The 18,292-nt window shown below is 30.5% G+C and carries 17 protein-coding genes; 7 read left to right on the forward strand and 10 right to left on the reverse strand.

Annotated features, from left to right (window positions below):
* Positions 1 to 230: 230 nt before the first annotated feature.
* Positions 231 to 761, reverse strand: a complete 531-nt coding sequence (locus HMPREF3058_RS05360; RefSeq protein WP_002491108.1) for a GNAT family N-acetyltransferase — start codon at positions 759 to 761, stop codon at positions 231 to 233.
* A gap of 242 nt (positions 762 to 1,003) precedes the next feature.
* Between HMPREF3058_RS05360 and HMPREF3058_RS05365 the strand changes: the two genes are divergently transcribed.
* A complete protein-coding gene (locus HMPREF3058_RS05365) occupies positions 1,004 to 1,996 on the forward strand; it encodes an NADPH:quinone oxidoreductase family protein (RefSeq protein ID WP_002491051.1) in 993 nt (330 codons plus the stop codon).
* Between the two features lie 63 nt (positions 1,997 to 2,059).
* Here the strand turns inward: HMPREF3058_RS05365 and HMPREF3058_RS05370 are convergent, their stop codons facing one another.
* From HMPREF3058_RS05370 to HMPREF3058_RS05385, 4 genes are all read right to left on the reverse strand, one after another.
* Positions 2,060 to 2,461, reverse strand: coding sequence for a GNAT family N-acetyltransferase (locus tag HMPREF3058_RS05370; protein ID WP_002457295.1), 402 nt, complete (start codon positions 2,459 to 2,461; stop codon positions 2,060 to 2,062).
* A 68-nt stretch (positions 2,462 to 2,529) separates the two neighbouring features.
* Positions 2,530 to 2,946 (reverse strand): DUF2871 domain-containing protein, encoded by a 417-nt coding sequence (locus tag HMPREF3058_RS05375; RefSeq protein ID WP_002457296.1) that lies wholly within the window; start codon positions 2,944 to 2,946, stop codon positions 2,530 to 2,532.
* Positions 2,947 to 3,170: 224 nt separating this feature from the next.
* Positions 3,171 to 3,758, reverse strand: a complete 588-nt coding sequence (locus HMPREF3058_RS05380) for a YcnI family protein (protein ID WP_002491120.1) — start codon at positions 3,756 to 3,758, stop codon at positions 3,171 to 3,173.
* Between the two features lie 11 nt (positions 3,759 to 3,769).
* Positions 3,770 to 5,014 (reverse strand): copper resistance CopC/CopD family protein, encoded by a 1,245-nt coding sequence (locus HMPREF3058_RS05385; RefSeq protein WP_002491084.1) that lies wholly within the window; start codon positions 5,012 to 5,014, stop codon positions 3,770 to 3,772.
* 612 nt (positions 5,015 to 5,626) lie between these two features.
* On the opposite strand from HMPREF3058_RS05385, the gene HMPREF3058_RS05390 reads away from it, so the two are divergent.
* Positions 5,627 to 6,574 carry a magnesium transporter CorA family protein gene (locus tag HMPREF3058_RS05390; RefSeq protein ID WP_002438349.1) on the forward strand — a complete coding sequence of 316 codons (948 nt, stop codon included), beginning with the start codon at positions 5,627 to 5,629 and terminating at the stop codon, positions 6,572 to 6,574.
* 89 nt (positions 6,575 to 6,663) lie between these two features.
* On the opposite strand, the gene HMPREF3058_RS05395 is transcribed toward HMPREF3058_RS05390, so the two are convergent.
* Positions 6,664 to 8,109: a sucrose-specific PTS transporter subunit IIBC gene (locus tag HMPREF3058_RS05395; protein WP_002491071.1), complete on the reverse strand. Its 1,446-nt coding sequence runs from the start codon at positions 8,107 to 8,109 to the stop codon at positions 6,664 to 6,666.
* A 153-nt stretch (positions 8,110 to 8,262) separates the two neighbouring features.
* On the opposite strand from HMPREF3058_RS05395, the gene HMPREF3058_RS05400 reads away from it, so the two are divergent.
* The 4 genes from HMPREF3058_RS05400 to HMPREF3058_RS05415 all read left to right on the forward strand — a co-directional run bounded on the left by HMPREF3058_RS05400 (position 8,263) and on the right by HMPREF3058_RS05415 (position 12,969).
* Positions 8,263 to 8,640: a YbgA family protein gene (locus HMPREF3058_RS05400; protein WP_002491116.1), complete on the forward strand. Its 378-nt coding sequence runs from the start codon at positions 8,263 to 8,265 to the stop codon at positions 8,638 to 8,640.
* 1,187 nt (positions 8,641 to 9,827) lie between these two features.
* Positions 9,828 to 11,933 carry an AraC family transcriptional regulator Rsp gene (rsp, locus tag HMPREF3058_RS05405; protein WP_002499317.1) on the forward strand — a complete coding sequence of 702 codons (2,106 nt, stop codon included), beginning with the start codon at positions 9,828 to 9,830 and terminating at the stop codon, positions 11,931 to 11,933.
* Between the two features lie 72 nt (positions 11,934 to 12,005).
* Entirely contained in the window at positions 12,006 to 12,428 is a 423-nt protein-coding gene (locus tag HMPREF3058_RS05410; RefSeq protein ID WP_002487036.1) for a pyridoxamine 5'-phosphate oxidase family protein, read from the forward strand.
* A gap of 190 nt (positions 12,429 to 12,618) precedes the next feature.
* On the forward strand, positions 12,619 to 12,969 hold the full coding sequence (locus HMPREF3058_RS05415) for a DUF4889 domain-containing protein (RefSeq protein ID WP_002491056.1): 351 nt from the start codon (positions 12,619 to 12,621) through the stop codon (positions 12,967 to 12,969).
* A gap of 278 nt (positions 12,970 to 13,247) precedes the next feature.
* On the opposite strand, the gene HMPREF3058_RS05420 is transcribed toward HMPREF3058_RS05415, so the two are convergent.
* The 3 genes from HMPREF3058_RS05420 to HMPREF3058_RS05430 all read right to left on the reverse strand — a co-directional run bounded on the left by HMPREF3058_RS05420 (position 13,248) and on the right by HMPREF3058_RS05430 (position 15,813).
* Positions 13,248 to 14,528, reverse strand: coding sequence for a dicarboxylate/amino acid:cation symporter (locus HMPREF3058_RS05420; RefSeq protein WP_002457303.1), 1,281 nt, complete (start codon positions 14,526 to 14,528; stop codon positions 13,248 to 13,250).
* A gap of 166 nt (positions 14,529 to 14,694) precedes the next feature.
* Positions 14,695 to 15,060 carry a DUF3139 domain-containing protein gene (locus HMPREF3058_RS05425; protein WP_001831482.1) on the reverse strand — a complete coding sequence of 122 codons (366 nt, stop codon included), beginning with the start codon at positions 15,058 to 15,060 and terminating at the stop codon, positions 14,695 to 14,697.
* 123 nt (positions 15,061 to 15,183) lie between these two features.
* Positions 15,184 to 15,813 (reverse strand): nitroreductase family protein, encoded by a 630-nt coding sequence (locus HMPREF3058_RS05430; RefSeq protein WP_002491039.1) that lies wholly within the window; start codon positions 15,811 to 15,813, stop codon positions 15,184 to 15,186.
* A gap of 164 nt (positions 15,814 to 15,977) precedes the next feature.
* Here HMPREF3058_RS05430 and HMPREF3058_RS05435 point away from each other — a divergent pair, with 164 nt between their 5' ends.
* A complete protein-coding gene (locus HMPREF3058_RS05435) occupies positions 15,978 to 16,424 on the forward strand; it encodes a MarR family winged helix-turn-helix transcriptional regulator (RefSeq protein WP_002438330.1) in 447 nt (148 codons plus the stop codon).
* A gap of 700 nt (positions 16,425 to 17,124) precedes the next feature.
* On the opposite strand, the gene HMPREF3058_RS05440 is transcribed toward HMPREF3058_RS05435, so the two are convergent.
* Positions 17,125 to 18,288 (reverse strand): nitrate/nitrite transporter, encoded by a 1,164-nt coding sequence (locus HMPREF3058_RS05440; RefSeq protein WP_001831433.1) that lies wholly within the window; start codon positions 18,286 to 18,288, stop codon positions 17,125 to 17,127.
* Positions 18,289 to 18,292: the final 4 nt, after the last annotated feature.

The following is an 18,292-nucleotide window of genomic DNA, read 5'->3' on the forward strand; positions in this document are numbered from 1 at the left end:
TGGTTGTATGTTTAAATGTCACTATAATAACTATCATTACCTATTAAAAATATAAACCTTATATGTATATATTGATTGCATTTTTAATTTCGATGACTTCACTTTGAATACAATTACATAGATATTGTACTAAAATTCAACGCTACAATTATATCTAATATTAATGCTAAATGCGAACAATATTAAACATAACCCTAGCTCATTTATATTTTGTGATTGAACTATAAACTTTATTTATAGTTTGTTGGAACATCCAATTCCATAATCAAATCATTGTCTACTACACTTCCGGTATAAAACTGATGCGACCCTGTAACTCTAAATCCCCTATTTTTATAAAAACTAAGCGCTTTAGGATTATGCTCCCAAACACCAAGCCATATTTTCGATTTCCCAAATTTGATAGCTTGATCAATAGCTAAATTGATAAATAATTGTCCTCTACCACTCCCTTGAAATGCTTCATCAAAGTAAATGCGTTGTATTTCCAAATATGCTTGTCCTTTATTTTCAGTCTGAGCATCATTAATGTTCAATTTCAAGAAACCTACTATATTTTGATCAACTTCATAAAAATAATGAAAAGAATTACTTTGTTCCAATTCTTTTCTCAACATATCTATATCATATGCATCATTGAAAAATTGATTGAAGTCCTCATCACTATAAGATTCTCTAAACGTTGTAAAAAATGTTCTTTTAGCAATTAGTTGTAGTTGCTCTACCTCAGTTATTTGAACACTTCTTATCCTTTCCCCCATTTAAATCCCCCTCTTTAAAATCTTAAAAAAATTATTTAGTGAATTAGATGTGTACATTGATATTTTTGCTATTAATAAGTTTTAAATTTTCAAATTAAATTATACAATGAATGATGTAAAGTTTGTTAGAAAAGAAGTTTCCTTATATTAAAAATAAAAACAGGGTAATATTAAGGGAACCATGAAAGAATATCTTTAAAATTTAATATTGATTCAATTCATCATTAGAGGAGTGTAGAAATATGGTAGAAAAATTCAAAGCTTTTGTAGTCGATCAAGATGACAACGGTACTGTTTCAAATAGTTATAAAGAACTTACTAAAGATGACTTACCTGAGGGTGACGTTTTAATAAAAGTACATTATTCTGGCATAAATTATAAAGACGCACTAGCTACTCAGGACCATAACAAAATAGTAAAACAATATCCGATGGTGCCCGGTATAGATTTAGCAGGTACCATTGAAGAAACAAATGCTCCAGGCTTTGAAGTTGGAGATAAAGTCATCGTAACAAGTTATGATTTAGGTGTAAGTCATTATGGAGGGTTCAGTGAATATGCACGTGTTAAATCAGAATGGGTGATTGAATTACCTGAAGATTTAACATTGGAAGAAGCTATGATTTACGGTACTGCTGGCTATACAGCAGGTTTAGCTATAGAACAACTTGAAAAATCAGGTATGTCTATTGAAGGTAAAGAAGTGCTTGTACGAGGTGCCACTGGAGGCGTCGGTACGATTTCATTACTCATGTTAAATAACTTAGGGTATGATGTTATTGCAAGTACAGGCAGAGATGATGCTGAAGAAAAACTTAAAAAGCTTGGTGCTAAAGAGGTAATTGGCCGTTTACCAGAAGATAATAGTAAACCATTAGAAAAGAGAACATGGCAAGCAGCTATTGATCCAGTTGGTGGTGAAAACTTACCGTACATCGTCAAACGATTGGATAACAATGGAAGTGTTGCATTAATTGGCATGACTGGTGGTAACAATTTTGAAACAACCGTCTTTCCTTTCATTTTAAGAGGAGCAAGTATAATTGGTATTGATTCAGTATTTACTCCAATTAAACTAAGAAAACGTGTTTGGAGAAGACTTGCAAAAGACTTAAAACCACAACAATTACATGACATCAAACATGTTATTTCATTCGATGAAATCCCAAAAGCTATCGATCAAGTCATCAATCATCATAATACTGGACGTATTGTCATTGATTTCAATGTTTAAATAACTAAAAAACGTCACAAGATGCAAAAGCAAATGCATTTTATGACGTTTTTTCTTTAATATTTAATATTTGATATACATACCTTTTGAATAGGGCTCAGTACTTTTAAATCCAAACTTCTCGTATAATTGATCTGCCGGATAATCTGCTATCAAGCTCACATATGTACCTTCTTCAGCAACACTCTCAATATACTTCATTATTTCATGCATAATTGTCATTCCATGACCCAACCCTTGATATGTATCTTTCACAGCAATATCGACGATTTGGAAAACTGTGCCACCGTCTCCAATCACTCGCCCCATACCAATCAACATATCATTCTCATAAAGGGTCACATTAAAACATGCATGAGGAAGCCCCTTTATTGCCGCTTCAATCGATTTACTACTCATTCCAGCATTAGCTCTTAAATTACAGTAATCCTCGGGACTGGGTGCTTCAAAGTGAATCTTAGTCATTACCTATCACCTATCTGGTTATTTAAAATCTAAATCCACTCTACCAAACATTTTTTAGTATTTCGACTTTATTTTTTAGGTTCTGTAAGAATAGCCTGTCTTAATAAGAAAAACAGTAACAGTAAACCAGCAAGCATACCTGTATGACCTATGCCTGCAAATCCCGCAAACATTTCAGGTGAAAATTTTTTACCAATAACTTGGAATGTACCTTTAACTGTCATCATTGAAATCGTGATTAACACACCTAAATGATACACGAAAAAGAACCAATTAAATAAGTAGTAACTACTTAATTTAAATACTTTTTCAAGTGGTAATAAGAGTAAAAACATAAACATGCCTAAGATAAGTGTATGTGTATGCACTAAAGACAATTGCGTGTCACCCACAAAGTCATGCGCTTTAGTTAATTCTCTGTAGTAAAAGCCACTTAATAAGCCTATGATCATATAAAATAAAAAAGAGTATAATAATCTACGCATAAAGAATCCTCCTTAAGATTATATTATAAAACATATTTGTGTTAGTTAAAGTGACAAAATAGCGACCATAGAATAAACGCAATCAAGTGAGAAAGATATTTGAATTAAATAACTCACATCCTAATCAATCTTGATAAATGATGAATGCAATTTTTAAAATATAGATCTAAGTGGATTGCTTTAAATTAGAAAAATGTATATATATATTTCTAACCCGTTAATGATTACTTTTTAGAACGCGCTTGTTTAAAAAGTGCAATCAACGAAATCACAATTGCCACGATAGCAACTATCCATAAAGCGATAGAATCACCTTGACTTGGGTCAGAATGCGTGTCATTTGGATTTGCTCCTTTTTTTACAGTTGTAGTTGGTGCTGGGTGTTCGCTATCTTCTTTACCAGTCCATCTAACTACATCTCCATTATCATAAGTTTGAATAGCATTCCATTTGAACTTTCCTTCTTCTTTAGGATTTGCCACTACAATAGGGAACTCAATAAATTCGTGTGGACCAATACCTTTACCAGTAGCTGTCCAAGTAACTTTGGTAATATTTCCCTTTTTATCTTTCGAAAAATGATGTTCAAAACCTTGGACAGGTTTAACAGTCTCAACGTTTAATCCCTTCGGCACATCTAATTCTACCTTCACTGTATGATCATTTTGCTCAACTGGTACGCGTACATCGTACTTATCATACGACTCAGGTTCGCTTTCGTTTGGATTCAGTGTGACATGTGCATCTGCAAACTTAAAAAATCCTAAACCAAAAAACACTATTAATGTCAGTGGTAGTAACTTGCGTAACATCGTTTTCCTCCTTAACTAGGTATATTCATTTGACTCATCATAATACCTGCAAAAATTAAAATAATACCGATTAACAACTCAAATATAAGCGCATAACGATTGACCTGTTGGCGCTGTTTCAAAGCTCGCATCGTCTGATACAAACCTAGCAGCATCATTGTCATTGTTCCCACAATTTTTATAATAAGATATATGGACCACGCTTTGATGTTATTCCAAAGTGTTAAAATATTCGTTTCATCAATAGCCATTAAAATCCCTGTAAAAACGAGCATAATCACAGCAATGATATTAACTTTTAAAAGCATGCGTCTTACATTCGTCAACTGATCAGTTTTCACTTTAATAGCATAACAAATGAGATATACGAGTGAACCTAACCATAACGTTAGCCCTATAAGATGAATTGTTCTTATGATGATTGACCATAATGGCACTTGTTGTGACCACACGTGTCCAGACATACTTATCACAGCAATCATAATTATTGAAATGAGCCAGTACCATATTTTTTCCATATCCTTTAATATGAAAAGTATAAACAAAATGATTAGTGAAATAGAGCTTAATATATATGGAAATTGCATTATCACTTCTAATTTAAATGATAAAATATCTTCTAATATATCAGATGTGAGTGTCATCATGTAAACAACGAGACTCACGAGTACTGACATAGCCATAATCCATGCAATTCCTGATTGCTTTGGTAACACATTAAATTGTCTTAACCCTCGTTTCTTAGCAATACCATTTAACCAAAACAATCCAATAAGTAGAAAGGTTGCACCTTCTGTAACATATCTTAATAATCCAAACCAAAATTTAGACTGTTCATAAAAAGGAGAAGATGTATCTACATCTTTAGCCGTCACTTTTCCAACTGAAAATTCAAACGTATCTCCAACTTCATGTCCATCCGCAGATACCGTATGCCATTCAATTGTATTCGTCCCATTAACAATTTGATCAGATGAAAATACGACTGTCTGTGACCATCCAGTTGTGATTGGTTTAAGGTCTTTAATCTTTTTACCTTTATCATCAAATAAGGTCACACTTGAGTATTTGGTATTCACAGGTTCATTAAACTCTAACTTGATAACTTCTGGTTTGTGTTTAATAATCCCTTGCTGTTGTGGTGTTGATTTTTCTAAAGTCGCATGTGCAGAAGCTTGATATTGAAAAATAGGCGATAAAGTTATTAAAAACATAATAACTAACGTAGCACTAAATTTAGACATTATTTTTAACACCGAACCCTCCTCCTTTCACACAAAAATTTTGCTCCGTTTTTCATATTAGACATAATCACTTGTTTTAACAATAACTATTCTAATTTTTTCGAATTAGACACAAATATAAAAATAGAAATTTTAACTAGTAAACTAAATACAAGTATAGATAAATCATAAAGTTAATAAATCAATTAAGAATGTAGCAAAATGGCAATTTGTAATATAAAATAAAGTTTACTCATTTTAGAATCACCTTACTAAGTGATCAACAAAAATTCGAAGATTGAATAAGTTGTATAAAGTTTATTATAATTAACCATACTATTAAATCTTAAGCAATCTGCATATGCCTTAAAGATAAATTATATATTTAATGATTAATGTACAATCTAAAGTTATTAGTAGCTAGATTGATAATATAGCAAAATTCATCTGCTTTTCTTATAACTAACTATACAATATGAATGTGATTCAACTTTATATATCATATTTAGGCCAAGAGAGTATGATATTTAAAAATTATGTCCGAAGTTTAAGAAGTTTGATGCCACAAATTTAAAAGTTTAAAATTTATTTAACTAACTTTAGTATCATCCTTATTCTAGTGGACTTTGAAAGGAACTATTAATTATGATTACAGCTTATAAACACGCACTTCATCATCCTTCACAAATTATTGAAACTGAAATCAATCATAGCGCTTCATGGATAAATGTAGTAGAACCAGATAGAGAAGAAATTGAAGGTTTGATGGAATTTTACAATATACCTGAGGATTTTATTCGAGATCCGTTAGACTCTGAAGAGAGCGCACGTATTGAATATGACGAAGATACGGGATACTCGCTAATTATTATTGACTTACCTATCGTCAATTCTACCAATCGACGTGTCTTGTCCTTTGTGACCATCCCATTAGGCATTATTATTGGAAATGGTATCGTTATGACTGTTTGCGATGCTGAAAATGAATTTTTAGAAAACTTTGCTAAACAAGAAGATATTAACTTAAAATTTCACAGTCGATTTGCACTTGAAATACTAACAACAATAGCTAATCACTACAATAGAAATTTAAGATTGCTTAATAAATCTAGGATTCGTATTGAAAGAGAACTCAAAAATAACATTACAAACAAACAGCTTTTTAAACTAATGGAAGTAGAAAAAAGTTTAGTATACTTCTTAGCTGCACTAAAAGGTAACGATACAATTATTAAAAAACTCTTTCGTCTTCCTGCAATCAAACGTTTTGAAGAGGATGAAGAGCTACTTGAAGACTTGGTGATAGAAAACAACCAAGCTATTGAAACAACTGAATTACATCAACGAATACTTGAAAGTATCACTTCTTCGTATGCTTCATTATTATCTAATGATATGAATAACATCATGAAAACATTAACGTTGTTTACGGTTCTTTTGACCCTTCCTACACTTGTCTTTAGTTTCTTTGGTATGAATGTACCCTTACCAATTGATGATCATAGTTACGTGTCTTGGATTATTGTTGTAGGAATTTCACTTATTCTAGTAGCTATCGTTAGTATCTTTTTATGGAAAAAACAAAAATTATAAAAACAAATACCCTTAGTTATAGATTGGCACTCAATCTAACTAAGGGTATTATTATATATTTAAAATTGTGTCAAAATTTTAAGTCTCTATTATGATTCAACAGCTGTCTTATTTGCTTTTCTTCGAGATAGTACTAAAGTGACGACAACTGAAACAACAAATGCAATTAGCATTCCTATTAAGTAATGTAACCAACCAGCGTGTGTAGGATTTATAGATATAAATCCAGGTAATCCAGCTGTACCAAGCGCTATCGCTTTTACTTTGAAGAATGAAATATAAGCAGCACCTATACCTGATCCTGCAACAGCACCTATAAATGGATATCTCAATTTAAGATTGACACCAAACATTGCTGGTTCTGTAATTCCTAGTAAAGCTGAAATACCTGCTGCGGAAGCAACACCTTTTAATTTTTTATTTTGCTTAATGATAAAGAATGCAGCTAAAGCTGCGCCACCTTGGGCAATATTTGACATAGTTGCGATTGGGAAGATAAATGAGCCGCCTGTTTTAGTCGCATCAGCAATTAATGTCGTTTCAACTGCAATAAAGCTATGGTGCATTCCTGTAATGACGATTGGCGCATATAATAAACCAAATATAAGTCCACCAATAGCTCCACCAAATTCATATAACCAAGTCAATCCATCAGATAACCAATAACCTAATTGACGAGTGACAGGCCCTACAAATAGAAATGTTATAAATGCTGTAATAAAAATTGATAATAATGGCGTCAATAAATTATCTAACACAGTTGGAATAACCTTACGTAACCATTTTTCAATCGTAGCTAAAATATATGTTGCTACGAGCATAGGTAATACTTGTCCCTGATAACCAACTTCATTAATATGTAGCCCAAAGACATCCCAATGTGGAATAGTTTTTCCTGCTTCTAAAGCTTTTGGAAAATCATATGCACTCATTAATCCAGGGTGAACAAGTATCATACCTAGAGCTGCACCTAAATAAGGATTACCACCAAATCGCTTAGCTGCACTAAAACCAATAAGTATTGGCAATAACGTAAAAGGTGCATTTGCAAATATATTAATCATATCAGCCAAGCCAGAAAATTGACTATGTACATCTATGATAGATTTACCATCATAGAACAAATCTTTAGCTGTGAAAATATTATTTAATCCCATTAACAAACCACCAGCTACAATAGCCGGAATAATAGGAACAAAGATATCAGATAACATTTTCACAAATTTTTGGAAAGGATTCATATGCTTAGATGATTTATCTTTAACTTCTGAAGTCGTAGATGCTTCTTTTCCAGTTATTTTTTCTAATTCATTAAATACTTTATTTACTGTCCCTGAACCTATAATAATTTGGTATTGACCACCTGTAGAGAATGTTCCTTTGACGACGTCCATATTAGACAAGGTATCTTCATCTACTTTACTCTCATCGTTCAGTACTAAACGTAATCGAGTTGCACAATGTGCCATTGCATCTAAATTTTCTTCACCGCCAATTGCTTTAAGTATTTCTTCAGCAGATTTTTTATAACTCATATTCATCCTCCTTTTAGAACCGGTTCCAATCACTTAATTATATTGTAACCGGTTCCAATCATTTACACAATACCCCTATTCATTTTTCTTGAAAAATATTAAACTAGCTTTAATATCTGCAGTTAAATCAATATCACTATGGAGGGTCTTTAGTTGAAAGAACGCGGAAAAATAGAAAAATTGTGGCGTGAGGAAAAATATCGTGTGTTATTTCATGATCAAAATTCATATCATTCGATAAGAACGTTACTAAAATCACCTACCACATTGGATGAAGTGGAAGAACATATTGCGCACACTTTAACCATCACACCGACCAAAGGATCAGTCATCAATGCTTTTGAACATATGTGGGGATACTTCAAAAAACAATGTACACAATATGAAAAACAACATAGTCGAGAATTAAAGAAGTTGTATATTGAAAATCAAATCGACTATTTTGAGCTGTTGTCTTTTTTAAAAAATTTAGCAGATAAATATGCTGTCGAGTACTTACAACAAAGTACTATACTCAATATTACAAAATGAATTGACAAAATCATTTAACAATTATGTTACGTCATACAAGCACGAATACGTAAAAAACAGATCTTTATTTATATGTCATATTTGGTTTGAACATAAAAAAACTGCCGGCACAGTGGTTTGAAACTTTGCAGGCAGTTTAAAATCTGTACATATCGTTTATACAGAAAATCTTGCGAAAATGTACGTCTATAGATAGTGACATCTATATGAGAACTCTACTCATCAAATCACTCACATTTATAGTTTATAAGACAATGGAGTTTATAAGTATGTTTGAGACTATGTCCTTAAACTATTTGTTGAAAAGAATTAAAAGCGATATGAATACTTACTGAAATCTAAAACTTTACGGCGAACACCATGACAATGCTTAAAATTTAAATTAAATGTTACTTTGGGGGAGAGTCATTTTAATTTAAAATTCTAATTGTTGCTACTTCAATAATGAACATAAACTTATGGTACATTTAAAACGTGCATCGATGTTGATTCTTGATGTTGAAATAAAATGTTTAACTTTCATCAAAACTACCCATATACTAATGTTTATTCATCTTAATTTAAAAAATTAATAATCAAGAAATAGAATTTTAATGGAGTTGTTTTCAGATCATGGTGCTTGTGTTTTCTAGTTGTTAAATTCATTGATGTAATTGGAAAAGTTTTAAAAGATTACATAAGCATGAAACATTTTTACTCAATTAGTAATAAGTGCTAAATAATGACACATCTAACATGTTGAGTCTTGTTATGGTCGATATCCCTTTTATTGTTCTTTCGATTAACGTTGAAATGAGCAGCGTACATTTAATTACAGTGACTTCGTTTTATAATTCATTCGAACTTCCCCTAAACCTCTAAATTACTCTTTTAGATTTTTAAAAGGAAACGAAATCTAACATTAATTATGTAGTAAAAATCTCTTTTTTACTCTATCTAAATTTTCCAAAATAATGACCCTATATTCCTAAATCAACTTTTATATTGTGCGAAACTTATAATTTCTAACAATTTTCTATATTTAGCCAAGAAAAATTTTATTTTTTACTATTACTATTTCTTTATCAATCGCTTATAATTACATTTATTATTCTATCAAAACAACTAAATAATTGAGCGAAATAGATATACACGGTCACATTTAAATTTAGTTATTCAATTCATTCAAGGAGCTAATGTAATATACAATGACATGTTTTTTAAATATATATAAAGAATATCATTCTCCCCCTGAACGCAATATTAATAGAATTATTCTAATGTTTTCACTTACAAATGACTTAAAAATCACTATTAATGGTGAAACAAAAGATTTAGGTAATCATATAGCTATCATTAATCAATCTGACATCTATTTTATTAATAGTGCTTCGAATCTCGTATTACTTTCTATTCCAGTTATTTATTTTTATAGTAAAGACAATAAATTTTTTAAATGTTGTTTTGACAGGCATTTATTACAATCAAGCAGTTTTGTTAAAACAATTATTTTACAAGCTATTCAACATTTAATAAAAGGAGAAAATCAAGATGAGCAATCCATCTCTAAAATAATACAGACGCTTCTAAAAGAAGCAGTCATTCGATATAAGAAAAAATATATTCCTCAAATTGCAGTTAATCATTCAGTGTTTACTGAAGGATTAACATTTATTCATTCAAAAGTATCACAGTCACTCTCACTACGAGAAGTAGCTCAACATTGTAATATATCTGAATCATATTGTTCTAACCTATTTGCAAGATATCTTAATATGAATTTTAAAGATTATTTTACAAGCTTAAAAGTGATTGACTCTATAAAAAGGCTACTTTCATCTGAGGACTCGATTAACGCTATTTCAGAACAATCTGGATTTAGTAGTCATACCAATTTTACAAATCAATTTAAAAATTATTTAGGTTGTAGCCCAAAACAATTTCGAACGCTTAACTCTAAGTTAGACCCCTTACCTTCGATAAGTTTTAGTGATACTGACTTTTCACAATATATTGAATTAATTAATCAATTTGAGTTTAGTGATCATTTGGCTACTGAAACAACTGAAAGAGATATCAATGAATTTTATCCTCAAGATCAGACTAAAAACTCTAAAGCGTTTATACGTTTTCAAAATTTCAACGAATTATTTCAATTTGTTTTTAATGAATATTACAACATTGATCTTACCTCCATGCCACAAGCTGTAATTTTTATCAATGATATTACTGATATTTCGACGCGAGAGGTGAACTTTAATTTATTAAATCGATGCTTTGAAAAATTATTCGAAAAAAATATAGGTTTAGCCATGAGATTAACATCTACAAATGAATTTGAATCTATCAAAGAAATAATTTTATTATTTCTTAATAGCCACCAAGATTATAAAATGAACAAAAAAATGGTTAAATTTATGTTAGTCTTTGATACTGAGAGTTTGTCAGTGAACGATATACATTTATGCCATTTAAAAATTAAAAATAAAAATAAGGCTATTCGTTATAGTATAACTGTTGAAGGATTACTACACCAAAATTCTTCTATTGATCGAACTTATGATATGATGAAGCGATTGAATTTCGATTACTATTTTATAGACATTGAAAATCTAGAAACCAAAAACTCATTAATTACCAAACGTAAATCGTACTTACATTCGTCCACACACTTTGAAAATTATAAACAATTTATATTAGATTCTGGTATACCTTCAACTAAATTTGTTTACAATAATTTATCTTTAAAGTGTTTTAAATATACAAACAATGGTACTTATCCACTTCAATTATCTGACCTTGTTTGTCATTTAGTCGCATTAATGCGTTACGGGGGTGGTGTAAGTTATCAACTGATAGAAGATGAGAGCCCTTTTATTGCCTTATTTAATCGTTATGGTAGTCCTCTACCTCTCATGCACCTCTATAAATTAATTGAATCATTTCTAAATGAACCTTTAGAGATAGCCAACAATTTTTTAATGAGTCGCAAAGATGGTAACTATCACTTTTTATTATTTAATAAAATAAATGATCGTTATCTATCTGATAGTCAACAGCGCTACGTATTTAAAAATACATTATCGACCAACTCATTAATTATTATTAAAACGTTAAATCATGAGCATGGTGCAATTCAAAACCTTCTACCACAAACTAAACAACAATTTTATATTGAACGTAGTATTCTTGATGAACTTGATAAATCAAATCAACCAAAAACAGAATTAGCTATACAACATGACCATCATCTTCCTTTCCAAGTCACCTTAAAACACGATGAAGTCAAATATATTTGTTTTAAACCTTCTTAAAAATCATCATAAGGTTGTATCGTTTAAATTATGTGTGATAAGGATATACACAATAATAAGGAGATGATAATTTTGAATAAACAACAAGTGACAAGAGCAATAGAAAAGGTATTAAGTTCTTCAAAAATTGGTGTCCTATCAACTGCACATCATAATAAACCTAATAGCAGATATATGGTCTTTTACAATGATGACTTAAACTTATATACAAAAACGAATATCAATTCACTAAAAGTCGAAGAAATAGAAAATAATCCTGATGCTCACATTTTATTAGGCTATAACGAAACAACAAATAATAGCTTTGTTGAAATAGATGCCACTATAGAAGTTGTCAAAGATCAAAAAGTTATTGATTGGTTATGGGAAACTCAAGACAAAACATTTTTCAATTCAAAAGAAGATCCAGAATTATGTGTACTCAAAGTTATACCGCGTTCAATTAAATTAATGAATGATGATGAACTAGATACGCCAGCTACAATTGAATTATAAAGTCATATCAAAATTTACCGTATTATAATCATTTTAGATTATGATGCGGTTATTTATTGTCCATTTTTTGTCAATCATATCATCAAGCTCCATTTTATAAACTTTATTTTCTTTATACTACAATATATAATTGCAAAATGACTTAAAATTATGTATAAATGAATTAATATAGATAAAGGAGTTTTCAATAATGAAAAATAAAAAAGGATTAGGTATAGGCCTTATCGCAGTTATGGTTATTGTATGTATTGTACTAGTAATCATGATGTTCGTGGATGGTAAGAAAGATTCATACTACGGTATTATGAAAGATAGCACGACTATCGATAAAATGATTAATACGAAAAATGAAAAAATTGAAAAAAACGTAGAATTACCAAAAGATGCTAATGTGTCAGTTAATAAAGAAGATTTTGTTATGCTCTTTAAAGATGAAAAAACTGGAAAAATTACTAAAGTTAAGAAAGTTGATCACGATGACGTACCTCATGGTTTAATGTCAAAAATCCATGATATGGGTAATATGAAACACGGAATGTAGAAGTATTAAAACTTGCATTTAAATTAGAACAATTTAGCACAAAGATGATTTTAAACTAAAAAGTCATTTTTGTGCTTTTTAAATTTACATTTTAAAAATGCATAAGAACCACTATCAATCATAAATTGTTTTGCTTTTGTTTACATTTTTTAAAAAATGCATAAGAGCCACTATTAATCATAGATTGTTTTGCTTTTGTTTACATTTTTTAAAATGCATAAGAGCCACTATCAATCATAGATTGTAAGTGGCTCTAAAATGTCAGATATATAAATTTTTTAAATTGAATTTAAGTAGTTTTGACCTTTCTCTTTATCATAGACGTTTTCCCATTTAGCAATAACAACTGTTGAGAGTGCATTACCAATAACATTAACACATGTACGCACCATATCTAATAAACGATCAACGCCAATAATTAAAGCAAGACCTTGTGCTGGTATATTCATAGAACTTAATGTTGTTAATAAAACTACAATAGATACGCCCGGCACCCCAGCCATACCTTTTGAAGCAATCATAAGTGTGGCCATTAATACAAGTTGTTCAGTTAATGATAAATGTATATTATACATTTGAGCAACAAATAGAGCAGCTATAGATTGATATAAAGCTGAGCCATCTAAATTAAATGAATAACCGATAGGGATAACAAATGAAGTAACATCTTTTGGCGAACCAAAACGTTCCATTTTCTTCATCATAATCGGCAATACTGCTTCTGAACTTGAAGTAGAAAAGGCAAGTAACAATTCACTTTTAAGTATCTTCATGATTGAAAAAATACTTATTCCAACCATTCTTGCAACAATTCCTAACACTACGATAACAAAGAAAACCATAGCAAATACTACAACAACTAGTAATTTAAATAATGGAATTAATGCTGAAGCACCAAAAGTCATTACTGTCGTACAAATAAATGCAAATACTCCAATTGGAGCTAATTTTAAAATTTTATTGATCATCCAAAATACAGCTTCTAAAGTACCATTTAAGAATCCTTTAACGGGTTCTGCTTTTTCTCCTATCGCAGCTAATCCTAATCCAAAAAATACTGCGAAAAAGATAATCGGTAATAACTCACCTTTTGCCATAGATTCAAATAAATTCGTTGGCACAATATGAACTAATGTATCTATAAGATGATTACCATAAGTAGTCGCTTGTTCTGCTGAATGTGCAGATGATTGATATTTAGTAATATCGCCTTTAGGTAATTTATCTGGATCTAGACCTGAACCTGGTTTGAATAGATTACCAATGATAAGACCTAAACCTATGGCGATAGTTGTAATAATCTCGAAATAAAGGATTGCTTTCCATCCATAGCTTCCTACCTTTTTAGAATCCCCTAAATTTGAAATAGATAAGGCTAATGAACAAAATACAATCGGAATGATGATCATCTTAATTAAATTTAAGAATACATCACCAAATGGCTTAATATAATTTGCAACATCATCTTGTCCATATAGTAATAGACCAGCGATGACACCGAGTACCAAAGCAATAATTACTTGCGTTGGTAGACTTATTTTTTTCTTGAATAGAGCCATTATGCAAACTCCCCTTCATCTGACATCACTTAATTATATCAGATAACATCAAAATAGCTATATAATTTTTTCCACTAGAAATATATGCATGTTGCATTTCTTCCTATTAAAAACGCCAATAAAAAACACACAGCTCTATGTTTAAATAAAACTGTGTGTTAATCCTTTATTTAGAAGGTTTGTATTTTTGATCAAAATCACTATGTTTTGCTTTTTTAATACTTTTCTTCGTTTCGCTATCAAAACCTTCAATGAATATTCCTTTTGAAGTACTGATAGGTTGAATCACATATGTCACGTTAGGTTCATCTTTGAAAACGACTTCTTTATAGTATAGTCCCTTTTTAGTGCTATATGATGTTTTGTCTTTTTTCACTTTATCATTAAGATGATGGTCGCTCATATAGCTATCAATCAGTTCAAGATTTTTATGACCTTGATAAGCTTTGAGTCCGAAGAAAAATGCAATTGCTAATATTAGAGAGATAATCAAAATAATGATTACCCTAAAAATAACTTGTTTCTTACTCATTATTATAGAAACTCCTTTTATCTTATCACACACAATTATAGACGATTAATTCGTATAGAAAAGAAAGATTTAGTTAAATTGTAACAAAATGTTCGTTTGTAAATGTGAAAATTTTAAGAAGTTTTATAAAAATTCCCTTACATCATCAATCGGAAGTCTCACTGAATCGTGTGCATCTTGTGCTTTTTTACCTATAGCAATCGCTAAAACTGGCACATATCTGTCAGAATCATAACCGATAATATCTGCAATATTTTCTTTATCGAAACCACCAATAGGGTTTGTATCGTAACCGTGAGCTTTTGCTGTAAGCATTAATTGCATTGCCATTAAACTACTATCTATATTCACAATATCTTTCATGCCTTCTCTAGATAAGTTTTTATAATAAGGTAATATCCAATCTAACAGTTGTACTTTGATATCTTCCGTCATCAATTGTTGTTCTACAGCATCGCCATAAATCTGTTCAGCTTTTTCGTAGTTTTGTAAATCTCCAAAAATAATTAACATAGCTGAGGATGTAGTTAACTGTCTGGAATTAAATCCAAATGATTCTTTAACTTTTTCTTTCATTTCATCGCTTTCTACAACAGCAATTCTCCATGGTTGCATATTAACCGATGAAGGTGCTTGTGTTGCTTTAGTAATGATTTCATCCATCTCTTCTCGAGAAATTTTATAATTCTCGTCAAATACCTTTACTGATTTTCTACTGTTAAGCACTTCGTTAAAGTCATTGATACGTGTCAATTTTGGCACTCCTCCAATTTTTTAAAAAATTGCTTTATTATCAAATTAAACTCATTCAAATATTTGATAAATTTAATTTAAAACAATTCGAATTATAGTGATGAAATCAGTACTTGACAAGTGATACGCTTCATAATATTGTTACCTTAACAAGGAGTGATTAAATGTATGTAGAGAATAGTTATTTGAGCAAACAATTATGTTTTTTATTTTATGTTTCCTCTAAAGAAATCATCAAAAAATATACAGATTACCTAAAAGAGTATGGTCTTACATACACAGGTTATATTGTATTAATGGCGATAGAAGATGATGAGAAACTTAACATTAAAAAACTGGGCGAAAGAGTCTTCTTGGATTCTGGCACGCTAACACCATTATTAAAAAAATTAGAGAAAAAGAATTATGTCATTCGAACTCGTGAAGAACAAGATGAACGTAACCTTCAAATTTCTTTGACAGAACGTGGCAAGGATATTCAAAATGTTCTTTCTGATATTTCACAAAGTGTTTTTAATGAATTTAATATTACTCAAGAAGAAACCCAAAATTTAGTTGAAGACTTGCAAAATTTTGTAACGAAAAATTTTGATAAAACAGTGGAAAAGTGATACTTATAGAGACTAGAGACAAAAGTAAGCTTTTTAAATACAACAAAACTTTCAACTTTAGCAATAGCGACACAATTTAATAGTAATAGTATGTCTAAAGTAAGCTTTTGTCTTATTCTCTCGTACAGTCAGTATATTTTTTTACACCTAATTCCTACTAAACTTATCTAAATACCTCTTTTTTACAAGTTACATCACTTTATTTATACGTTATCAATTACAAACATTGTAAAGATCACTAGTGAATGATTATAGATAATTTAATAATCATCCATTTTAACATCTGAAAATGTAAATTAAGTTGGTATTTAAATAGACTATCAAGATATAGTGTTGTTTGTTTCGCTTCATATAAAGGAGGTTGAAAGAAGCAATTGTATAGCTATTTTGATGGAAGTAGAGTGTGTGATTGTAAAAGCAGTTATTCACATATATAACAACGTGGAATTATGTTAAAATATTAAGATATACGTATATTTTTTTAAATAATCTTTCAACTGCCAATGTCTTAAAAAGATGATTGTTTCATAATTCATTGACAGTCTTTGATTTAGTATGTGTATGAAAACTGACTGCTAGTTATTTCATTCTAATGAAACGAAAAATAGCAAAATTTTTTGAATCATTTATTTTGATATTAAACAAAAATGTGCCCTAATTTGAACACACTTTGATGCTCACCTTAGGACACAATTTTTATTTATATACGAACAGCTTTTTCTTTTTTATTTAAATGAATCATTGTAATAAGAGCAATTACACCAAATATAGCTAAGAAGAAGAAAGCGAGATGACTTGAACCAGTGATACTCGTCACAAAAGTAATCACTAGTGGTGGGAAGAAACCACCTAGTCCCCCCATCATGGATACAATACCATTCGCTGAACCTGCTTCTTTAGAAAAGTATGAAGGTACTAATTTAAATATTAAACCATTACCTATACCCGCACAGATACTAATTGCTAAACAGCCTATTGTAAACAGAACAATATGACTAGATAAGCTTAAAATAAGTGCACCAATAATCATTATCACGAAGTCGATGATAAGCGCTTGTACTGCATTAAATTTATCACCTATAACTCCGCCAACGGGTCTCAGGAACGTCGCTAGTGCTATAAATATACCTGAACGAATACCCGCATCAACTTTATCAATACTAAAATGATCAACTAGGAAGTTCGGTAAAAAAATCCCAAAAGCCACAAAAGCTCCAAAAGTAATAAAATACCACAAACTTAAATAATACAACTTATAATTCTTAGATAGGTCTTTGACTTGAGCCATCAAAGGAATCTTCACTTTGGGCTCATTTTTATCTCCTAAAAGAAACATTAAAATTGCAAATATACTAAGAATAATTAAATAACTACGAACTGTATTTTGCCACCCAATTGCACCTGCTAACACTGGGGCACAAAATGAGGATACTGCAGTACCAATATTACCTACACCATATATACCATTTGCTAGACCAACTTTGTCTTTTGAAAAGTATTTGGGTACAGAAGTAACACCCACTGAAAAAATTGCGCCACCAATTCCTAGAAAGAATCCTGATAGCATTAGCATACCGGGTGATTGAGCTTGACCTAAAAGAAAAATTGGAAGTAATAATACAATAAAACTCCAGAAAAACACCCATTTAGCTCCTACAATATTAGTTAAGTACCCAAATGGCACACGTAGTACAGAACCTAAAATAACAGGAATAGCTAAAATGACAGATATTTGTCCCGGAGAAATATCAACATCTTGTGAAATAAATGGCATTAATGGAGAAATAATACTCCAAGCCATAAAGCCAGCGACCAAACTCAATGTCTGTAACGTAAGCTGAGAAACACCCTTTTTCATGTTCATTTTG

The organism is Staphylococcus sp. HMSC068G11 (assembly GCF_001815825.1).
In the GTDB taxonomy this organism is placed as follows: domain Bacteria; phylum Bacillota; class Bacilli; order Staphylococcales; family Staphylococcaceae; genus Staphylococcus; species Staphylococcus epidermidis.